At 46.5% G+C, this 15937-nt stretch carries 15 protein-coding genes; 9 read left to right on the forward strand and 6 right to left on the reverse strand.

Annotated features, from left to right (window positions below):
- Positions 1 to 28 precede the first annotated feature (28 nt).
- Positions 29 to 1735: a M3 family oligoendopeptidase gene (locus KNQ05_RS00695; protein ID WP_214804280.1), complete on the reverse strand. Its 1707-nt coding sequence runs from the start codon at positions 1733 to 1735 to the stop codon at positions 29 to 31.
- A 176-nt stretch (positions 1736 to 1911) separates the two neighbouring features.
- Here KNQ05_RS00695 and KNQ05_RS00700 point away from each other — a divergent pair, with 176 nt between their 5' ends.
- The 8 genes from KNQ05_RS00700 to KNQ05_RS00735 all read left to right on the forward strand — a co-directional run bounded on the left by KNQ05_RS00700 (position 1912) and on the right by KNQ05_RS00735 (position 10635).
- Positions 1912 to 2415, forward strand: a complete 504-nt coding sequence (locus KNQ05_RS00700; RefSeq protein ID WP_088837825.1) for a PTS sugar transporter subunit IIA — start codon at positions 1912 to 1914, stop codon at positions 2413 to 2415.
- Between the two features lie 489 nt (positions 2416 to 2904).
- The gene (locus KNQ05_RS00705) at positions 2905 to 3666 is read left to right on the forward strand and encodes an ABC transporter ATP-binding protein (RefSeq protein WP_214804281.1); all 762 of its coding nucleotides are present in this window, start codon (positions 2905 to 2907) and stop codon (positions 3664 to 3666) included.
- A complete protein-coding gene (locus KNQ05_RS00710; protein WP_214804282.1) occupies positions 3653 to 5569 on the forward strand; it encodes an ABC transporter permease in 1917 nt (638 codons plus the stop codon). The genes KNQ05_RS00705 and KNQ05_RS00710 overlap by 14 nt, the downstream gene beginning before the upstream one ends.
- An 81-nt stretch (positions 5570 to 5650) precedes the next feature.
- Entirely contained in the window at positions 5651 to 6337 is a 687-nt protein-coding gene (locus KNQ05_RS00715; protein ID WP_214767123.1) for a response regulator transcription factor, read from the forward strand.
- Positions 6334 to 7326: a sensor histidine kinase gene (locus tag KNQ05_RS00720; RefSeq protein ID WP_214804283.1), complete on the forward strand. Its 993-nt coding sequence runs from the start codon at positions 6334 to 6336 to the stop codon at positions 7324 to 7326. The genes KNQ05_RS00715 and KNQ05_RS00720 overlap by 4 nt, the downstream gene beginning before the upstream one ends.
- Complete coding sequence (locus KNQ05_RS00725) at positions 7319 to 8083, forward strand: ABC transporter ATP-binding protein (RefSeq protein WP_088837820.1); 765 nt, start codon at positions 7319 to 7321, stop codon at positions 8081 to 8083. The genes KNQ05_RS00720 and KNQ05_RS00725 overlap by 8 nt, the downstream gene beginning before the upstream one ends.
- A 55-nt stretch (positions 8084 to 8138) precedes the next feature.
- Positions 8139 to 9980, forward strand: coding sequence for an ABC transporter permease (locus KNQ05_RS00730; protein WP_251132455.1), 1842 nt, complete (start codon positions 8139 to 8141; stop codon positions 9978 to 9980).
- Positions 9981 to 10005: 25 nt separating this feature from the next.
- Positions 10006 to 10635: a helix-turn-helix domain-containing protein gene (locus KNQ05_RS00735; RefSeq protein WP_214804284.1), complete on the forward strand. Its 630-nt coding sequence runs from the start codon at positions 10006 to 10008 to the stop codon at positions 10633 to 10635.
- 57 nt (positions 10636 to 10692) lie between these two features.
- Here KNQ05_RS00735 and KNQ05_RS00740 read toward each other — a convergent pair whose 3' ends face one another.
- From KNQ05_RS00740 to KNQ05_RS00750, 3 genes are all read right to left on the reverse strand, one after another.
- The gene (locus KNQ05_RS00740) at positions 10693 to 11127 is read right to left on the reverse strand and encodes a hypothetical protein (protein WP_088837818.1); all 435 of its coding nucleotides are present in this window, start codon (positions 11125 to 11127) and stop codon (positions 10693 to 10695) included.
- 64 nt (positions 11128 to 11191) lie between these two features.
- Positions 11192 to 12394 (reverse strand): ABC transporter permease, encoded by a 1203-nt coding sequence (locus tag KNQ05_RS00745; RefSeq protein WP_088837817.1) that lies wholly within the window; start codon positions 12392 to 12394, stop codon positions 11192 to 11194.
- The gene (locus tag KNQ05_RS00750) at positions 12384 to 13277 is read right to left on the reverse strand and encodes an ABC transporter ATP-binding protein (RefSeq protein ID WP_214767129.1); all 894 of its coding nucleotides are present in this window, start codon (positions 13275 to 13277) and stop codon (positions 12384 to 12386) included. The genes KNQ05_RS00745 and KNQ05_RS00750 overlap by 11 nt, the downstream gene beginning before the upstream one ends.
- Before the next feature lie 324 nt (positions 13278 to 13601).
- Between KNQ05_RS00750 and KNQ05_RS00755 the strand changes: the two genes are divergently transcribed.
- Complete coding sequence (locus KNQ05_RS00755) at positions 13602 to 14210, forward strand: alpha/beta hydrolase (RefSeq protein WP_088837815.1); 609 nt, start codon at positions 13602 to 13604, stop codon at positions 14208 to 14210.
- Between the two features lie 52 nt (positions 14211 to 14262).
- On the opposite strand, the gene KNQ05_RS00760 is transcribed toward KNQ05_RS00755, so the two are convergent.
- Positions 14263 to 14730: a hypothetical protein gene (locus KNQ05_RS00760; RefSeq protein WP_088837814.1), complete on the reverse strand. Its 468-nt coding sequence runs from the start codon at positions 14728 to 14730 to the stop codon at positions 14263 to 14265.
- A 424-nt stretch (positions 14731 to 15154) separates the two neighbouring features.
- Positions 15155 to 15895, reverse strand: coding sequence for an SGNH/GDSL hydrolase family protein (locus KNQ05_RS00765; RefSeq protein WP_088837813.1), 741 nt, complete (start codon positions 15893 to 15895; stop codon positions 15155 to 15157).
- Between the last annotated feature and the right edge of the window lie 42 nt (positions 15896 to 15937).

Raw genomic sequence — 15937 nt, forward strand, 5'->3', positions numbered from 1 at the left:
ATTCCTGTTGCTGCCAGGCATGTTTTAGTTAGACACGATCGAGTGCTAAGTCGTCTGCTTGTTCGAGATAGGCTTTGATTGGTGCGACCGCTTCGTCGACTGTTCCGTCAGCGAAAGGTGACTTCAAGCCGGCGCGTTCGACAAGTGCAAGGAAACTTTCTGATCCACCTGCTTTACAGAGCGCGAGGTACGATTTCCAAGCGGCTTCGCGGTCCTTCTCCATCCACGCATAGAACTGGAAGGCGCAGACTTGAGCGAGTGTGTAATCAATGTAATAGAACGGGCTGCCGAAGACATGTCCTTGCTGATGCCACCAAGCACCTGAATCGAGGTAGTCATTCTCCTCGTAGTTGCGATGCGGGAGGTATTTCTTCTCGATCGTCCGCCACGCTTGACGACGTTCAGCCGGTGTGAGCTCCGGTTTGCTGTAGATGACGTGTTGGAACTCGTCGACTGCGACTCCATATGGTAAGAAGGTAACACCGCCAGCCAAGTGACTGAATTTATACTTCGATGTTTCTTCACCGAAGAATTCTTCCATCCATGGGTACGCGAAGTATTCCATCGACATCGAATGGATTTCGCATGCCTCATATGTCGGGAACCCGTACTCCGGTGTCGTGAAGTGACGGCTCTCATAAACTTGGAAAGCATGACCGACTTCATGCGTCAAGACGTCGATATCTCCCGACGTCCCGTTGAAGTTCGAGAAGATGAACGGCAGTTTTTCGTCAGCGATGTAGGTACAATACCCACCGCCTGCTTTACCTGGCTTCGCCGTCAAATCAAGGGCACCACGCTCGATCATGTAATCAAAGAACTCATTTGTTTCAGGCGACATCTCGCGGTACATTTTTTTTCCGCCTTCGATGATGAAAGTTTCCTCGCCTTGCGGTGTCGCGTTTCCTGATTTGAAAGCGAATCCTTCATCGTAGTAGTAGAGTGAATCGACACCAATCCGGCGTTGTTGACGTTCTTTTAGTGACGTCGCAATCGGAACGATCGTGTCAAGGATTTGCTGGCGGTAATCCTCGACCATCGACTGGTTATAGTCGACGCGAAGCATCCGGGCATAACCGAGTTCGACAAATGATGGGAATCCGAGCGTCGTGGCGATTTCAGTCCGGACATGGACGAGTTTGTCGTAAATCGTATCAATCGCTTCGCCGTGTTCTGCTAAATAACCGTAACGTGCTTCTGAAGCCGCTTTACGAACCGCGCGGTCAGGTGACTGCAAGTAAGGACCGAACTGAGACAAGTTCAACGTTTTGCCATCAAATTCGATTTCTGCTGAAGACATCAACTTCGTGTATTCACTCGAGAGACGATTTTCTTCTTGAAGCTTCGGAATGATTGCTTCTGAAAAAGTTTTTAAGCTGGCTTCTGCTAAGAGGAAGAGTTGTTTGCCCCAAGTCGTTTCGAGCTGTTCACGGAGCGCATGCGCCGTCAACACATGATAATAACTCGAGACGTAGCCCTGATAGACGGGGCCTGCTTCATCAAAAAAACCTTGTTCCGTTTCGTAAAATGCGTCGCGCGTATCAATCGTATGACGAATCTCGACGATTTGGCTCGCTGTTTCGAATTGGTTTCTAAGGGTATTAATCTCAGTGATGGCTGCGTTTGCCTGTTCGACTTGTGTGGCTTCTTTTAAACGAGAAATTGCGTTTTGCATGGTGGTTTCTAAAACATTCAGATCAGGACGGACATATGTAAGTTCTGAAAATGGTAACATGTAAGCGCCTCCTTTTGATTTCTAACTATTATCACACAAAAATACTTGCAAAACTAGAGGGACAAACGTATGCTTTTTGTGAGAACGTGAGCGAGTCGTTCATAAACACGCTCCTATAAAAAAATCGAATCTTCTTCAATGAAGAAAAACGATCAAGAAAGTAGAGGGATAGTATCATGGGATTCTTTAAAAAATTGTTTGGTGGCAACGAAGCAGGAAACGCAAAAATCACTTCTGCACTTACAGGTAAAATCGTCAGCATCGAGAACGTACCCGATCAAGTCTTCTCACAAAAAATGATGGGAGACGGAGTCGCAATCGAACCGACTGAAGGTAAAGTGGTCGCACCGATTAACGCAACAGTCGAAACGATTTTCCCAACAAAACATGCAATCGGTCTTAAAGGTGAAGATGGTCTCGAACTATTAATTCACGTTGGTTTAGATACAGTTAACCTTAAAGGTGAAGGTTTCACAGCACATGTTCAATCTGGTGATAAAGTCAAAGCGGGCGATGTCCTCGTTGAGTTCGATTTAGATTACATCCGTGCGAATGCACCATCGACGGTTACACCAATCATCGTCACGAACCACGACCAATTCACACTTTCTGCTGTTCCTGCTGAAGGTACTTCAGTAGTGGCAGGCGAAACAGAATTGTTCAAGGCAACACATAAATAATCTGATTACGCGCGAAATTTTGCGCTTCTCCTGAAACTCCCTCATCTTACGAGATGAGGGAGTTTCAGACTGTAGACAACGTGCTATCGGGAGAGCAAGCGTCTTTTTTCGTTGCTTTCCTCGGGCGAGGCGCAAGCCGTTGCTCCTTGGATCCTAGCGGCCAATGAGCAGGGTCTTGCCTGCCTCTGAAAGTGCGTTATAAACGCACTTTTCCCCGTAGGAGTCAACGAAACGTGACGCTTTTTAGGTAATACCGTGAGGGAAATCAAGGCATGCAGACGGTTTAGAACCCAATCCGTCTCGATATAGCATATTCACGCTTCATAAGAGTTTGTTTACACGACTCCCTCATCTTACGAGATGAGGGAGTTTTTTGTTCTCCACCCAAACCTTACTGTTTTGTAAGTGAATTGAAAGTCAACTCCATCCCTTGAAGTACGATTGCTCGGTAGACTGAAGGTAACGAATCGACTTCAGGAGGAACAGAATATGAAAGCAATTTTGAATGCAGAAAATATCACGAAGGTATACCAAACGAAGATGGCGCGGCATGAAGCACTAAAACCGACATCATTGACGGTACATGAAGCGGAGTTTGTCAGCATCATGGGTCCTTCAGGAGCTGGTAAATCAACACTGTTGAATCTTTTATCGACGATTGATCAACCGAGTGAAGGTATGATTTCGATTAATGGTGAAGATGTCACGAGCATGACTGAAAAACAGTTGGCACGGTTTCGTCGGGAACGACTGGGTTTCATCTTCCAAGACTTTAACTTACTCGACACGATGACGGTCGAAGAAAACATTGCCTTTCCGCTTGCGCTGGCACGTGTCGAGAAAGCGATGATTGTGTTGCGTGTTGAACAAGTGGCGCGGCAACTTGGAGTCGAAGATTTATTGAAGAAACGTCCGGTCGAACTTTCAGGTGGTCAAAAACAACGCGTCGCAGCAGCACGTGCAATCATCCACCAACCATCACTCCTCTTAGCCGATGAGCCAACGGGAGCACTCGATTCAAAGTCAGCGACAGGGTTACTCGAAGCCCTCGAGACGCTGAATGAACAAGGGGCAACGATTTTGATGGTGACCCATGATCCTGTCACGGCGTCATACGCGGAACGCATTGTCTTTGTCAAAGATGGAGAGCTGTTCCGAGAAATCCATCGGTTTGGGACGCAAAAGGAATTTTTCGAACAAATCATGGAAGTCCAACGCGAACTCGGGGGTGCAGCACGTGAGTTTGTCTAAATTAGCTTTTCGTAATTTAAAGAACATCCGGCACAATATGATGTATCTAGGTGCCGTCACATTCGCAATTTTGATTTATTACACGTTTTTAGGGATTCGTTCGAACGAAGCGATGCTGAACGCAAATGAGATGTACGGTAAGCTCGGGACGGTCTTTACGGGATCGAGTATCATCTTGGCCGTGTTCTCGACGATTTTCATTTGGTATTCGGGTGACTTTTTCTTACGACGTCGTAAACAAGAACTTGGTTTATATGCGTTACTTGGACTCGAGCGAAAACAAATCGCTCAACTGATCTTTATTGAAACGATGGGATATGGAATGGTCGGATTGATCATCGGGACCGCTCTAGGGACGGTTGCTTCAAAATACTTTGTTCAACTGCTTGCGCATGTCATGGCAATCGATATCGAAGCGACGTTTACGATCAGCCTCGCTGCAATGGGTCAGACGATTGCCGTGTTCTTGGTCATTTTTTTATTGATTGCTCTGCAATCGGCACGAACAATTTATCGCTTCACCTTGATTGAACTATTCAAAGCAAACCAACAAGTCGAAGTGATTCCGAAAGTCCATCCGATTCTCGCAGTCCTTTCTCTTCTATTGATGGGATTCGGTTATTACCTGACGGGGCAGCCGCTGCTCGATCACTTTACTGTAGTCGCGCCACTCTTGATAGTTTGTATCATCGTCGGAACATTCGGGACGATGAGTTACTTTACAATTTTCTTGTTGCGTGTTCTCAGTAAGCAGGCACGTCACTTCGAAGGAACGAATTTGATTTTACATGGTCAATTGCTGTCACGCGTCAAGTCGAATGCTGTCATGTTATCAACGATTACTGTCATCACGGCAGTCACACTGACGACGGTCGGAACAGCGACATCGATTTACTATTTCATCGATCGAACGGTCGAGCAACAAATGCCATACAGTTTATCGGTTGCGAGTAAACGACCGGAGGCAGAGCAATTGATTAAGGAATCGAATCAAACCATTGAACAGCGGACGATGGTCAACGTCAAAAATGTCGACCATCAGATGAAAGAGTTACCAAATCCGTTATATTTGACGAAGTACTACCGGACATATGCGATGGACGGTTCAAAAGGACAATTCAGCTACATCAATTATTCAGACTACCGCAGACTAGCGAAGGCGAACGGAAAACGTGTTTTACCTGAGCCGCAACAAGGTGAGGCGATTGTCCTCGAGACATTCAAAGGAAACGACTTGTTGCAGGAACGAGTCAAGTCACCCGTTGGAATCAAGATAAACGACATCCATTCGTCCTTTCGCATCACGGGTGAAACGGATTTACCGATCGCTCAACTCTATGAGAAACAACGATTGGCGTTCGTCGTTTCGGACGATGCCTTCGCGATGATGCCGGAGCGTGCATGGATGCTGACGAATTATCAATTTTCAGATGAACGAACGGATGACGGGTTGATGAAGAAACTCGAGGCACTTTACGGAAAGCAGGCGGAAACGGACATGGCGGCCTATTATCCGGTCTACGCGATAACGACGGCGACGACAGGGCTGCTCGCATTTGCTGCCGGGTTCCTCGGACTCGTCTTCCTGCTCGCGACAGGTTCAATCATCTACTTCAAGATGCTTGCGGAAGCAGAAGAATCAAAGCACCGTTTTGCGATCATTCAAAAGGTTGGGGTGGCGCAAGGCGAACAGGTGAGTATCATTCGTCGCCTCGTCGGATTTGTCTTCTCCCTACCGTACCTCCTTGGACTCATTCACAGCATCTTTGCGATGCAAGTCCTTCAAAAACTACTCAACTACAACATCGTCATGCCGACAGTCCTTGCGATTGGCTGTTATACGGTCGTCTACCTTGTGTATTACATCATGACGGTCCGAGCGTACCGGCGGATTGTGATGTGACGACGGTGACTGGAAACGAATAATCGTTTCCAGTCCTTTTTTTGTTCGGTATGATAGATAACGAAGGAGATGAATCATTCGATGGAAACAATTTTATTAGTGGAAGATGATCAAAAAATCGCGGAGTTACTTCAAGAGTTGCTCGAACGTTATGATTTCCGTGTCATTCACGAAGATGGATTTGGTGATGTCGCGGCACGTTTTGAAGAGACGAAGCCGGATGTCATCTTGCTTGATGTGAACCTTCCGAAGTTCGACGGCTTTTATTGGTGCCGGCAGCTTCGCTTAAAAACACGTGCCCCGATTTTGTTCATTTCGGCGCGAGTCGGAGAAATGGATCAAGTCATGGCACTTGAATATGGGGCGGATGACTACATCGTTAAACCGTTCCAAGGAGCCGTTGTCATCGCGAAAATCAAAAGTCAGATTCGGCGGGCGTACGGGACGTTATCAAGTGAGAATGATGAACGGACCGTCGTGAAGGCGGGCATCACGTTGTATTTAGATCGGTATATCGTCGAACATGGTGATCAATCGATTGAACTATCGAAAAAAGAGGGTTTGATTTTAGAAATGTTACTGACGGCTAGCCCGCGGATTGTCAGCCGGGGAGACCTGCTCGAACGAATTTGGGATGATGAAGCCTTCGTCGATGAAAATACATTGAACGTCAATATTACGCGTGTTCGTAAACGTTTGACAGAAATCGGCGTGTCAGGGCTTGAGACGGTCCGGGGAGTCGGGTATTGCCTGGTGCTTGAAAAATGAAACTGTTTTTTCGTTATACGATTCCAGGACTGCTGTTTTTCATCGTTCAACTGGTCGGCTTATTTCTCGTCTTATGGTTATACGATCTTTATCAACCCGCAGCGTTTTTCTATATCATCTTACTTGATACAATCGCGCTCATCATTTATTTAAGCTATCGCTTTTTTAGTATGTTGCCACTGCTTAAACGATTACAAAATCCGATTACCTCGGTTGCAGAACCGATTCGCCCCGGCAGTGAGGAACCAATCGCTGCAGCAGTCGAACAATTTTTAGAACGGCAACAAACGATTTTTCGAAACAGTTTGTTTGCCGAACGGCGGAAAGAAAAAGAACGGCACCGGTACGTCGATCAGTGGATTCATCAAATGAAGACGCCGCTCTCGGTCATCGAACTGATTCTTGAACATCCGGGTGAAGATTACCGGACAGATCTGCGGCACGAAGTCGAACGACTACGGACAGGTCTTGATCAAATGTTGTATTCGTCACGCCTCGAAGCAATCGAGACGGATTTGAAGGCGGAGCAACTTAATCTCCGTGTTCTCGTCATGGACATCATCAATCAAGAAAAACGACTGTTTGTCAAAAATAAAGTCTATCCGAAGCTTGAAATCGAACCGTCCATATACGTGTATACAGATGCTAAATGGTTCCGCTTTTTGTTACTTCAACTGTTGACGAACGCCGTCAAATACACGACGGGACATGGTAAAGAAGTTCTGATTCGGGCGATGGAACGCGACGGACAAGTCGTGCTGACATTGATTGATGATGGAGTCGGCATTCCGAAGCGTGACTTGCCGCGTGTCTTCAACGCCTTCTTCACGGGTGAAAATGGACGGCGTTACGGAGAGTCGACCGGAATGGGACTTTATTTCGTCTGGCAGGTCTGTACGAAGCTCGGGCATGAAATTGAATTGAATAGTCTGGAAGGCCAAGGGACGACGTGTCGATTGAAGCTTGTAGGAGGACGAACGGATGATTGAAGTCAAACAGCTTGGGAAAGTATATGCAGGAAAAGTAACGGAACAACCGCTGACGGATTTGAATTTCCGTGTCGAGGAAGGCGAGATGGTCGCGGTGATGGGGCCGTCCGGAAGTGGCAAGTCGACACTGATCAACTTACTGGCGACGCTCGATCAACCGAGCTGGGGTTCGATTTTGATGGAGGGCATTGATACATCGACCTTCAAGCGAAAAGAAACGACGCGCTTTCGGCGTGAGACACTCGGAATCATTTTTCAAGAGTTCAATCTACTCGATTCGTTGACGCTTGGTGAAAACATGCTCGTTCCGTTGATGCTGTCTGGGAAAAAGACGAAGCTCGCGCGAGAGGAGATGCTGCATCTCGCAAAACGGCTTCAAATCGATGAGCTACTCGACAAACAGGTGGATGAAGTATCCGGTGGACAGCGCCAACGCGCTGCGATTGGGCGTGCTTTAATCCATGCTCCGCGTTTGATGTTGGCTGACGAGCCGACCGGTGCACTCGATTTCCAAGCGACAAAACATGTAATGGAATTACTTGCTGAGTTAAATGCAGCCGGGATGACGATGGTCATCGTCACCCATGACCCGACGGTCGCCTCGTATTGTAACCATGTCTTATTTTTGAAGGATGGTAATATTCAAACCGAGTTGTTTCGTGACGAACCCCGTCGTGTCTTCTTTCAACGCGTCATCGAGTCGCTGTCGTTATTAGGAGGGGACGAACATCAACTATCTACAATACGCCCTACGTAACATTAAACGCTATCAGCGTCTGTACTATGGGTACGCCCTGACGATTGTCATCGCGATGACGATTTCGACGAGCTACTGGAACTTAGTGACGAGTGCTTCGTTCCAAAATGTCGCAAAAGTCTTAAGTCAATTGAATCAAGTCATCGAACTGACGATGATTTTTGTTTTTATCGCGGAACTGATTATTTTGTTTTTCAGTATCCTGTTCATCTATGCGACGACGTATACGATGCTTGAACACCGTAAAAATGATTTACGTGTCATGCGGACGCTCGGGAGCGGATTTTCGCACTTTTTAAAGTACTTCCTCATTGAGGTTCTCCTTGTCGGCGGACTAGCGATTTCGGCGGGGTTGTTGCTTGGAGTCGTCTTGACGAAACTGATGTTGCTGGCAATCGAAAAAGTGATGTTTTTACCACAACTCGATATTGAGATCTCTGCACTGTCGTTTTTAGTACTCATCGCCGGGGCGCTCCTCGTTCTCTTAACGGCGACAGTACTCGCAATCTATCGATTCCGTCCGGATCGCCCCATTCGGACACGCTCAAAATGGAAACGCCGCTTTCGTATATCGCTGCGATTTATGGCGATTCTTCTGCTGTTCTACGGGTATGTATTAGCATTCGTCCAACAAACCGGATTTGTTTTGTTGTTTCCATTCGTCATTTTTATCGGTTCCTTTCTCATTTGCCGTAATGTGTTACCGACGTTGATGAAATTGTATCGTCCCCGGACGTTATCGTTACGTAAACTCATCCTTTCTGAAATTGCGACACAGCTCCGGACGAATAGCACCCTCGTTGCCCTTGGGACGATTTTGACGTCATGTGCACTAACGGCAGTCGGGCTCGTCTTCATCTTTCAAGTAGTCGGGTTAGACTTATCTTCACAAAATCATTTTGGACTCGTCTATTATGAAGAGTCGAAAGAGCAGTCCGAACGCTTGCAAAAGATTGAAGAGACGATGGAAGAGACGTTCCCGGACAAATATCAGCAGGAAGTTCGTCTGAAAAAGAAGGGGACACGTTACGTGTTGCCTTTATCCGACTACAATCAATTATTAAACGAGCTGGGACAGAAACGACGCGAGCTGAACGACCGTGAGGCGCTTCAAATTCCAGCCCGTCCCGTTCAGTTAAAAGAACAGACACCGACGATGGAAAAAGCGCGACAGGCGATGGAACAAGCTGGATACAGATTAGTAACCCCGGCTAAACACCGCCTCTTTTTCGGTTATAACTATCGCATCGAAACGCTGTTTGTCATCAGTGATCAGCGCTTCAACGAACTGGCACAACCCCTCGCCCGGATTCGTGTTTTTGAAACGCCAGCCTATCGGGATTACGGGACAGGGGCTTGGGATGACTGGATGTCAATCGTCCGGGAAATTCAGTCGAAATCGAAGATGACGAACGAAGCGGCGGCGCCGTATCAATTAATCAATGAAACAGAAGATGAACTCGATGGGATTCGGATTGTCCGTCTCGTCTCATTCGTCGTCATTTTACTGACGGTCTGGCTCTTCGTCATCAACGCGAGTTTCCTCCACGTCTGGATGCAGATGACGGCTGAACAAGAACAAAAACGATTGAAGACGCTGTTTGCCCTCGGTTTTGATCGTCAAAGTGTCCGAACGTTTTTACTTGTGAAATATGGAGCGGTCTTGATGATTCCATACTTGATTTCCGTATTTCATGCCTGGTTGTTGTTCCAAGCCATCATTTCCGAGGCGGGTCTTAAGATGGGTCCCCTGTTCGGTGTTTCCTTGATGTGGATTGGAATCGTCACGTTTTGTTATATCGGAAGCATCTTCCCGCTCTGGGTTCAGTATCCACGACACCTGCTTCAAAAATCAGGCGAAAGTTCGATGTATCCGATACCGGATTCAAGGGTATGATAAGAGCATAGCGAGGAGGGAGAATATGCTGGATCATTCACCATATCGAGGGTACGGGGACCGGATTCGGATTTTGCGGGAACGCGCCGGAATCTCGATTGATCAGTTAGCAGATAACCTGGGTGTCGCACCTTATTTCATTCGACGAACAGAATTAAGTGAGGTCTACCCGACGAAAGCCTACATCGAGTCGTTAGCAGAAGTTTTACAAATTGATTCGAGTTATTTGGCGCGGCATATTTGGACAGGGGAATCGTTGAAGTTCGTCATGCAGGACAGCACACCGCTCGAGGAATTGCGTTTAGCGTACGAGCAGACACTGGGTCAGGATGAGTCCGTCATCGAAGAACAACTCGAAGAACGGATGCGGATGTTTGACTTGATGTATGATGATGACGTGAAGCGAATTGAACAGACGATGAGTACGACGGAACAGCGAATCTTTCACGAGCTGGTCGAGTCGGTCATGGAGGCCGGAGAGCTTCGTCGGGAAGAAGCGCGGGGGACGTTTGAGATGTTCGAGGATAAACTCCCCTCGATGATTCAACTCGACGAGTATTTAGATCGTTTGACTGAGGGAGAGACGACCGAGCGAACGACGTGTTACACCCAGTATAGTAATCAGATTGAACGAATGCGCTATCATCGAAAGTAATGCGAATTCGTTTTATTAAAAATGCCGCCCCTTCCTGAAGAAGAGGCGGCATTTGTTTTATGATCGTCGTGGAACTTGGTGATGAGAGACTCGGCTTTTTTGACGTGTCCGCCCGATGATGAAGCCGATGATTGCGTTCGCGATGACGAGAACCCATCCGACGTATCCAAAGTTAAGCGTCAAGCTACCAAGCATAGCTTGCCATTTGAAGACCATCATGAAATCTCCACGGATCACAAACCGAGCGATACAAACGAGTAACACCGTCGTGCCGGCGATGAAGATTCCCATCCAACTTCCGAAGAGGCGGGATGATTGAATGCGGATAGCGACGAACGACCAGAAAAATAGACTGACGACAAACGTCATGCCACCATAGGCAAGGACGAGCTTCCACGTCTCGCTCGCTTGTGGAAATTTCGTAAACATGACAAGAGACGAGACGATGGCGGCAGCGGTGAATAAAATAGCTGCCCAAAAACGAGACCGCATAACGTAGTTCCTCCTAAAGTTTTTCTCACTTAACGATAGCGGAAACGTCTCATCTTGTAAACCACTACTGACGACCACTTAAAATACGTCGCAGTTGCTTGAGCGGGTTCGATCCATAGAACAGCACACCGCCTCGATAAAATTTCGTTCCGACGAACAGGGCAAGGGCGATGCTTACCCCCATTAAGCCGATGGATAAAAGGATTTGCCACATCGGGACGTCCGTCAGCATGACCCGTAAGAACATCAACATCGGGGTGAAGAACGGAATGAATGATAAGACGACGACCGCTTGATTTGTTGGAGCGTTTAAACTAAAAATGGAAATCATGAACGCGGCTACAATCAGCATGATAACGGGTATCGTTACTTGCTGTGCATCTTCGACCCGACTGACGAGTGAACCGAGTGCGGCGAGCAACGTTGCATAAAGGAAGTAGCCGAGTAAGAAGAATACAAATAAGTAGACAACTGTTTGAATGCTTAAAGAGTCGAGTGATAGTTGGTCAAACAAGCTGCTTTTTTGTCCACTGTAGTAACCAACGCCAACAAGCAAAGAAAGTTGAATGATGCTGACCGTTGCAATGGATAAAATTTTTGCAAGCATATGTTGAATCGGACTGGCAGCAGAGATTAACAGCTCCATGACACGTGATGATTTTTCATTGGCAATCTCGGTTACAATCATTCCGCCATAAATTACAATCGTAAAATACATTAAGAACAGCAAAACATACACGAGGGCAGAAGCGGCAAACAGTTCGTCCTCATTTTTTCCGCCAGTGGATGTTAACTCTTGTTTTGTTGTAATAGGAGCAGCCAATGCGGCGAGAATCGCAGGATCAACATTTGATTCAGAAATGATTTTTTGATCACGAACCAGTTTTAGTGCCGTTGACAGTTGAGTTTTCAGGGATTGTTCCGGACTCTCACTAATTAATGTGACAGCGTAAGGATCGCTCGTCATCAACGCAACCACTTCATATGTGCCGTCTTTAACGGCATCTCGTGCTTCCTGTAATGAATAATCTTTCTGATCGATTTCGGATTTTATCCCACTTTCTTTTAGAACAGGAACGATGTCCGCATCCAGTGAACTGACAACAGCGATTTTAGGTTCGTCTCCTGCAAACCAGTCAATGATTCGTTCGATATTCGAAAATCCAATCAAAAAAACAATCATTAAAGCGGTTGAGATAAGAAAACTTTTTGCCCGCAATTTTTGTAATAAACTAAAGCGATACAGGGTCATAAATTTACGGTTCATAACGTTTTCCGACCTCCTCGATGAAAATATCCTGTAGGGAGAGTTGATCCCAGACGAAACGTTCGACGTGGAACCCTTCTGTAATCAAATGGCGAAGTAATCCGTCGGCGGCTTCTTTTGATTCGACTTGGAGCGTGTAGCCGGTGCCTTCCGTTTCGACCTGTAAAATACCAGGCAGTGCATCCCATAACAATGGTGGGGCATCGGTTGCTAACAAAACACGCGTTTTTCCGTAGCCTGCTTTGATGTCTGGTAAGTAACCGGCGACAACAGGTTTTCCGTGATCTAAAATCGCGACATGTTCGCATAATTCTTCGACATGATCCATCCGGTGACTTGAGAAGACAATCGTCGTCCCGTCCGTCGTCAGTTTCCGGACCGCTTTTTTAAGTTGTTCGACGTTGACAGGGTCAAGTCCGCTGAACGGTTCATCGAGAATCAACAGATCCGGCTTGTGCAGGACGGCAGAAATCAATTGGATTTTTTGCTGATTCCCTTTTGAAAGCTGTTCGACACGCATCTTTTCATATTGAGGAATTTGAAAGTAATCCAACCACGCCACTAGAGATGCTTTAGCCTCTTTACGCCGCATCCCACGAAGCTCGGCTAAAAAGATTAATTGCTCGTCCACCCGAATCTTTGGATAAAGACCGCGTTCTTCTGGTAAATAGCCGATTTGCGAGAGGGGGATGGCTTTTCCTTTCCAGGTGATTGATCCTGTCGTCGGCTGTAAGATACCGAGCAACATCCGGAACGTCGTCGTCTTTCCGGCACCATTCGCGCCAAGTAATCCGAAAATCTGTCCTTCCGGAACTTGAAACGATAGCTCATCGACGGCTGTAAACTCGCCGAACTGTTTTGTGATGTTCTGTAGTTCTAGCATATGAACCTCCTTGGCAGACTAAGTAGTCACTTCTCTTTACATTGTACCCTTACGTTAAAACTGGTTAAAGGTTCCATTTTTAAAATTTATATAATTGAGCATTTTTGTTTACTTTTAGTAATTTAGTTACTATTATTATATTAAGGATAAAAGGGAGTAACTAGGTAATCGTCATGAAAGCGCAACGGACAATCCTGGTTTTGCCGTTGATGAAGCATTCGAAGCACTCGGTGAAGACTTAAAGTTGCCGGAGCAATTTGAGGCGCACCGGACGAAAATCGCGCAACATGCCGCACCAATCACAGTCAAGAAGGGGAGACTCGTATGATACATCTTTTTGAACAACCTAAAAAACAAGGCGCACCGATTTTCTTGCTTCTCCATGGCACGGGTGGATCGGAACAAGATTTAATCGGACTCGTCCAATTGCTTCATCCAGATGCCGGTTATCTCTCCGTTCGTGGAGCAGTCACGGAAAATGGGATGCCGCGTTTCTTTAAACGCTTGGCAGAAGGCGTCTTTGACGAAGCCGACTTAGCCTTACGGACAAAAGAATTGATGGCATTCATCAAAGAAAAAAGTGAGACGTATCAATTTTCCGTTCAGGAATTAATTCCCGTCGGTTACTCGAACGGCGCGAATATCGCAGCGAACATGATGTTTGAAGAAGCGCTGTTCGCACAAGCGATTTTGCTCCATCCGATGGTACCGCGTCGTGGCATCCCGTTGCCAAATAGTGAAGGCGTCAACGTCTTCATCGGAGCGGGGGCAAATGATCCGATTTGTGCCGCAAGTGAGACGGAAGAACTAAAAGCACTATTTGAAGGTGCCGGAGCGCATGTCGACGTGACATGGTCAAACCACGGACATCAGCTCGTCATGCCGACGATTGAAAGCGCGGCATCCTGGTTAAACAATCAATTGACACAATAAAAAAGCATTGAGAACTCAAGGGGCAGAATCCTGAGTTCTCAATGCTTTTTTCTTAAGCTGGATGGTCACTTTTCGGACGAGAATAAACAATCAAGATTCCTCGCTCAACGAGTTGCATTGCGAGTGTCTCTTTTGCTTCTTCAGAAATTTTCGTCTGTGTGATATGTTTGTACAGGTGCCGTAGTTCGCGACGCATCGGTTTGCGGACGAGCCACATGCTGTCGATGATCGAACACCACGTCAGGACGGTTTCTTGACCGATATAGAATTGCTTTTGCCGATTGAGATAACGAATCCACCATTCATCGCGAAGCATTTTTAAAGTAACGCCGGTAACAAAGACGATCAGAAATGTCAGTGGAATTGTTTCATACAAAGGAAGACTTGTCAGGACATCGCGAAGTCCTGTGACTAAGCTGAGCATCATCCAACCAATGAGCCCGATGACGAGCCAATAACCAAAGTTGAGTGTACTTCGTCGTTGCATCATGAGTTTCGGTTTCAAGAGTGGAGTGGCCATCAGAATCACCTCCTTGTGAAATAATCGAATTTTCTGACAATTTATAGTTGTCCTTCTACTATAGTTACTTTTTCCCTAAACGTCCAGTCATTAGACATGGAAAATGTGTTTCTTTCTTGACGATTTTCGTGTACGCTAAAAAAAGAAAGTGAGCGGTTACATTAAAGGAGGAAAACAAATGGTGGATCAAGTCGTTTGGATCGCGGTTGGTATCGTCGCAATCGCTGTGTTCACAGCTTCAAGCGTTGCTGCGTACATGGGCGTTAAAAATCAAGAAGACTAAGAATTGGTCAGGCATCAGCCTCACCGAATCTTTACAAGCTCAAAGGACGATTCCGCTGTCGGAATCGTCCTTTTTAGATTTTTGAATACAATCAAAGCCAACCGAATGACAAGCGCATCATTCGGGTCGGCCGAGTAGAGCTTATTTATTTTCCGTCACATCTATCTTTTCTGCATACGGTTTTAAGGCATCGCTCCACCGCAAGTAACCGCCACCGACGAGGTGCAACCCATCATACGTCATCCGATTTTGGAGGTATCCTTGATCGTTCGTCAAGACCGGCCGTAAATCGACGAAGTCGGCATCGACCGATTCTGCGAGCTGCTTCAAATTACGGTTCAACGCTTCGACTTCACGGTTGACCCGGACGGAGTCGGAATATTTCGGTGCGACGGGGACCGTTGACTGGATGACGACGTCGATGTTATTTTTTCGGAGTGTCGTCACGATCGTCGTCATATTCTCTGTAATCTTAGAGACGGGTGTGAAGTGCCGGATGTCATTGATACCACCCATCACGAAAACTTGTTTTGGTTCTAACTCAAGAATTAGGTCAAGTCGTGTCAAAAATCCTTCCGTCGTATCACCGGGAATCCCGAAATTAACGATCGATGAATCATTCATCAAAATCCGCCAGTCACCAAAATGTGTCATCGAATCACCTAACATGACAGCATTCGGAGATTTTGGGTATTGATAAGTATGGAAGAGACTATTCAATCGGACATAGTTGGAGTTTTTTGTGTATTGGAATGTCGTAACCGGTTTCGAACTCATTGCAGGGAAGACGTCTTCGATTAAATCAAGTGGTTTACGTCCGAACAGTAGTGCAAGGAGAACGATGTTTATGACAACCGAGAGAATCAATAGTGCTTTTTTCATAAAACAATCGTTCCTTTCAGAGGAGTATAAGGGGTAGTGTAA

The organism is Exiguobacterium sp. s125, assembly GCF_018618605.1.
In the GTDB taxonomy this organism is placed as follows: Bacteria; Bacillota; Bacilli; order Exiguobacteriales; family Exiguobacteriaceae; genus Exiguobacterium_A; species Exiguobacterium_A oxidotolerans.

Excerpts from the sequence above, each read along its gene's own strand:
- KNQ05_RS00725 (WP_088837820.1), top strand. The coding sequence starts at position 7,319 with ATGATTGAAGTCAAACAGCTTGGGAAAGTATATGCAGGAAAAGTAACG.
- KNQ05_RS00730 (WP_251132455.1), top strand. The coding sequence starts at position 8,139 with ATGACGATTTCGACGAGCTACTGGAACTTAGTGACGAGTGCTTCGTTC.
- KNQ05_RS00705 (WP_214804281.1), top strand. The coding sequence starts at position 2,905 with ATGAAAGCAATTTTGAATGCAGAAAATATCACGAAGGTATACCAAACG.
- KNQ05_RS00695 (WP_214804280.1), bottom strand. The coding sequence starts at position 1,735 with ATGTTACCATTTTCAGAACTTACATATGTCCGTCCTGATCTGAATGTT.
- KNQ05_RS00765 (WP_088837813.1), bottom strand. The coding sequence starts at position 15,895 with ATGAAAAAAGCACTATTGATTCTCTCGGTTGTCATAAACATCGTTCTC.
- KNQ05_RS00760 (WP_088837814.1), bottom strand. The coding sequence starts at position 14,730 with ATGGCCACTCCACTCTTGAAACCGAAACTCATGATGCAACGACGAAGT.
- KNQ05_RS00715 (WP_214767123.1), top strand. The coding sequence starts at position 5,651 with ATGGAAACAATTTTATTAGTGGAAGATGATCAAAAAATCGCGGAGTTA.
- KNQ05_RS00745 (WP_088837817.1), bottom strand. The coding sequence starts at position 12,394 with ATGAACCGTAAATTTATGACCCTGTATCGCTTTAGTTTATTACAAAAA.
- KNQ05_RS00720 (WP_214804283.1), top strand. The coding sequence starts at position 6,334 with ATGAAACTGTTTTTTCGTTATACGATTCCAGGACTGCTGTTTTTCATC.
- KNQ05_RS00755 (WP_088837815.1), top strand. The coding sequence starts at position 13,602 with ATGATACATCTTTTTGAACAACCTAAAAAACAAGGCGCACCGATTTTC.
- KNQ05_RS00700 (WP_088837825.1), top strand. The coding sequence starts at position 1,912 with ATGGGATTCTTTAAAAAATTGTTTGGTGGCAACGAAGCAGGAAACGCA.
- KNQ05_RS00740 (WP_088837818.1), bottom strand. The coding sequence starts at position 11,127 with ATGCGGTCTCGTTTTTGGGCAGCTATTTTATTCACCGCTGCCGCCATC.
- KNQ05_RS00735 (WP_214804284.1), top strand. The coding sequence starts at position 10,006 with ATGCTGGATCATTCACCATATCGAGGGTACGGGGACCGGATTCGGATT.
- KNQ05_RS00750 (WP_214767129.1), bottom strand. The coding sequence starts at position 13,277 with ATGCTAGAACTACAGAACATCACAAAACAGTTCGGCGAGTTTACAGCC.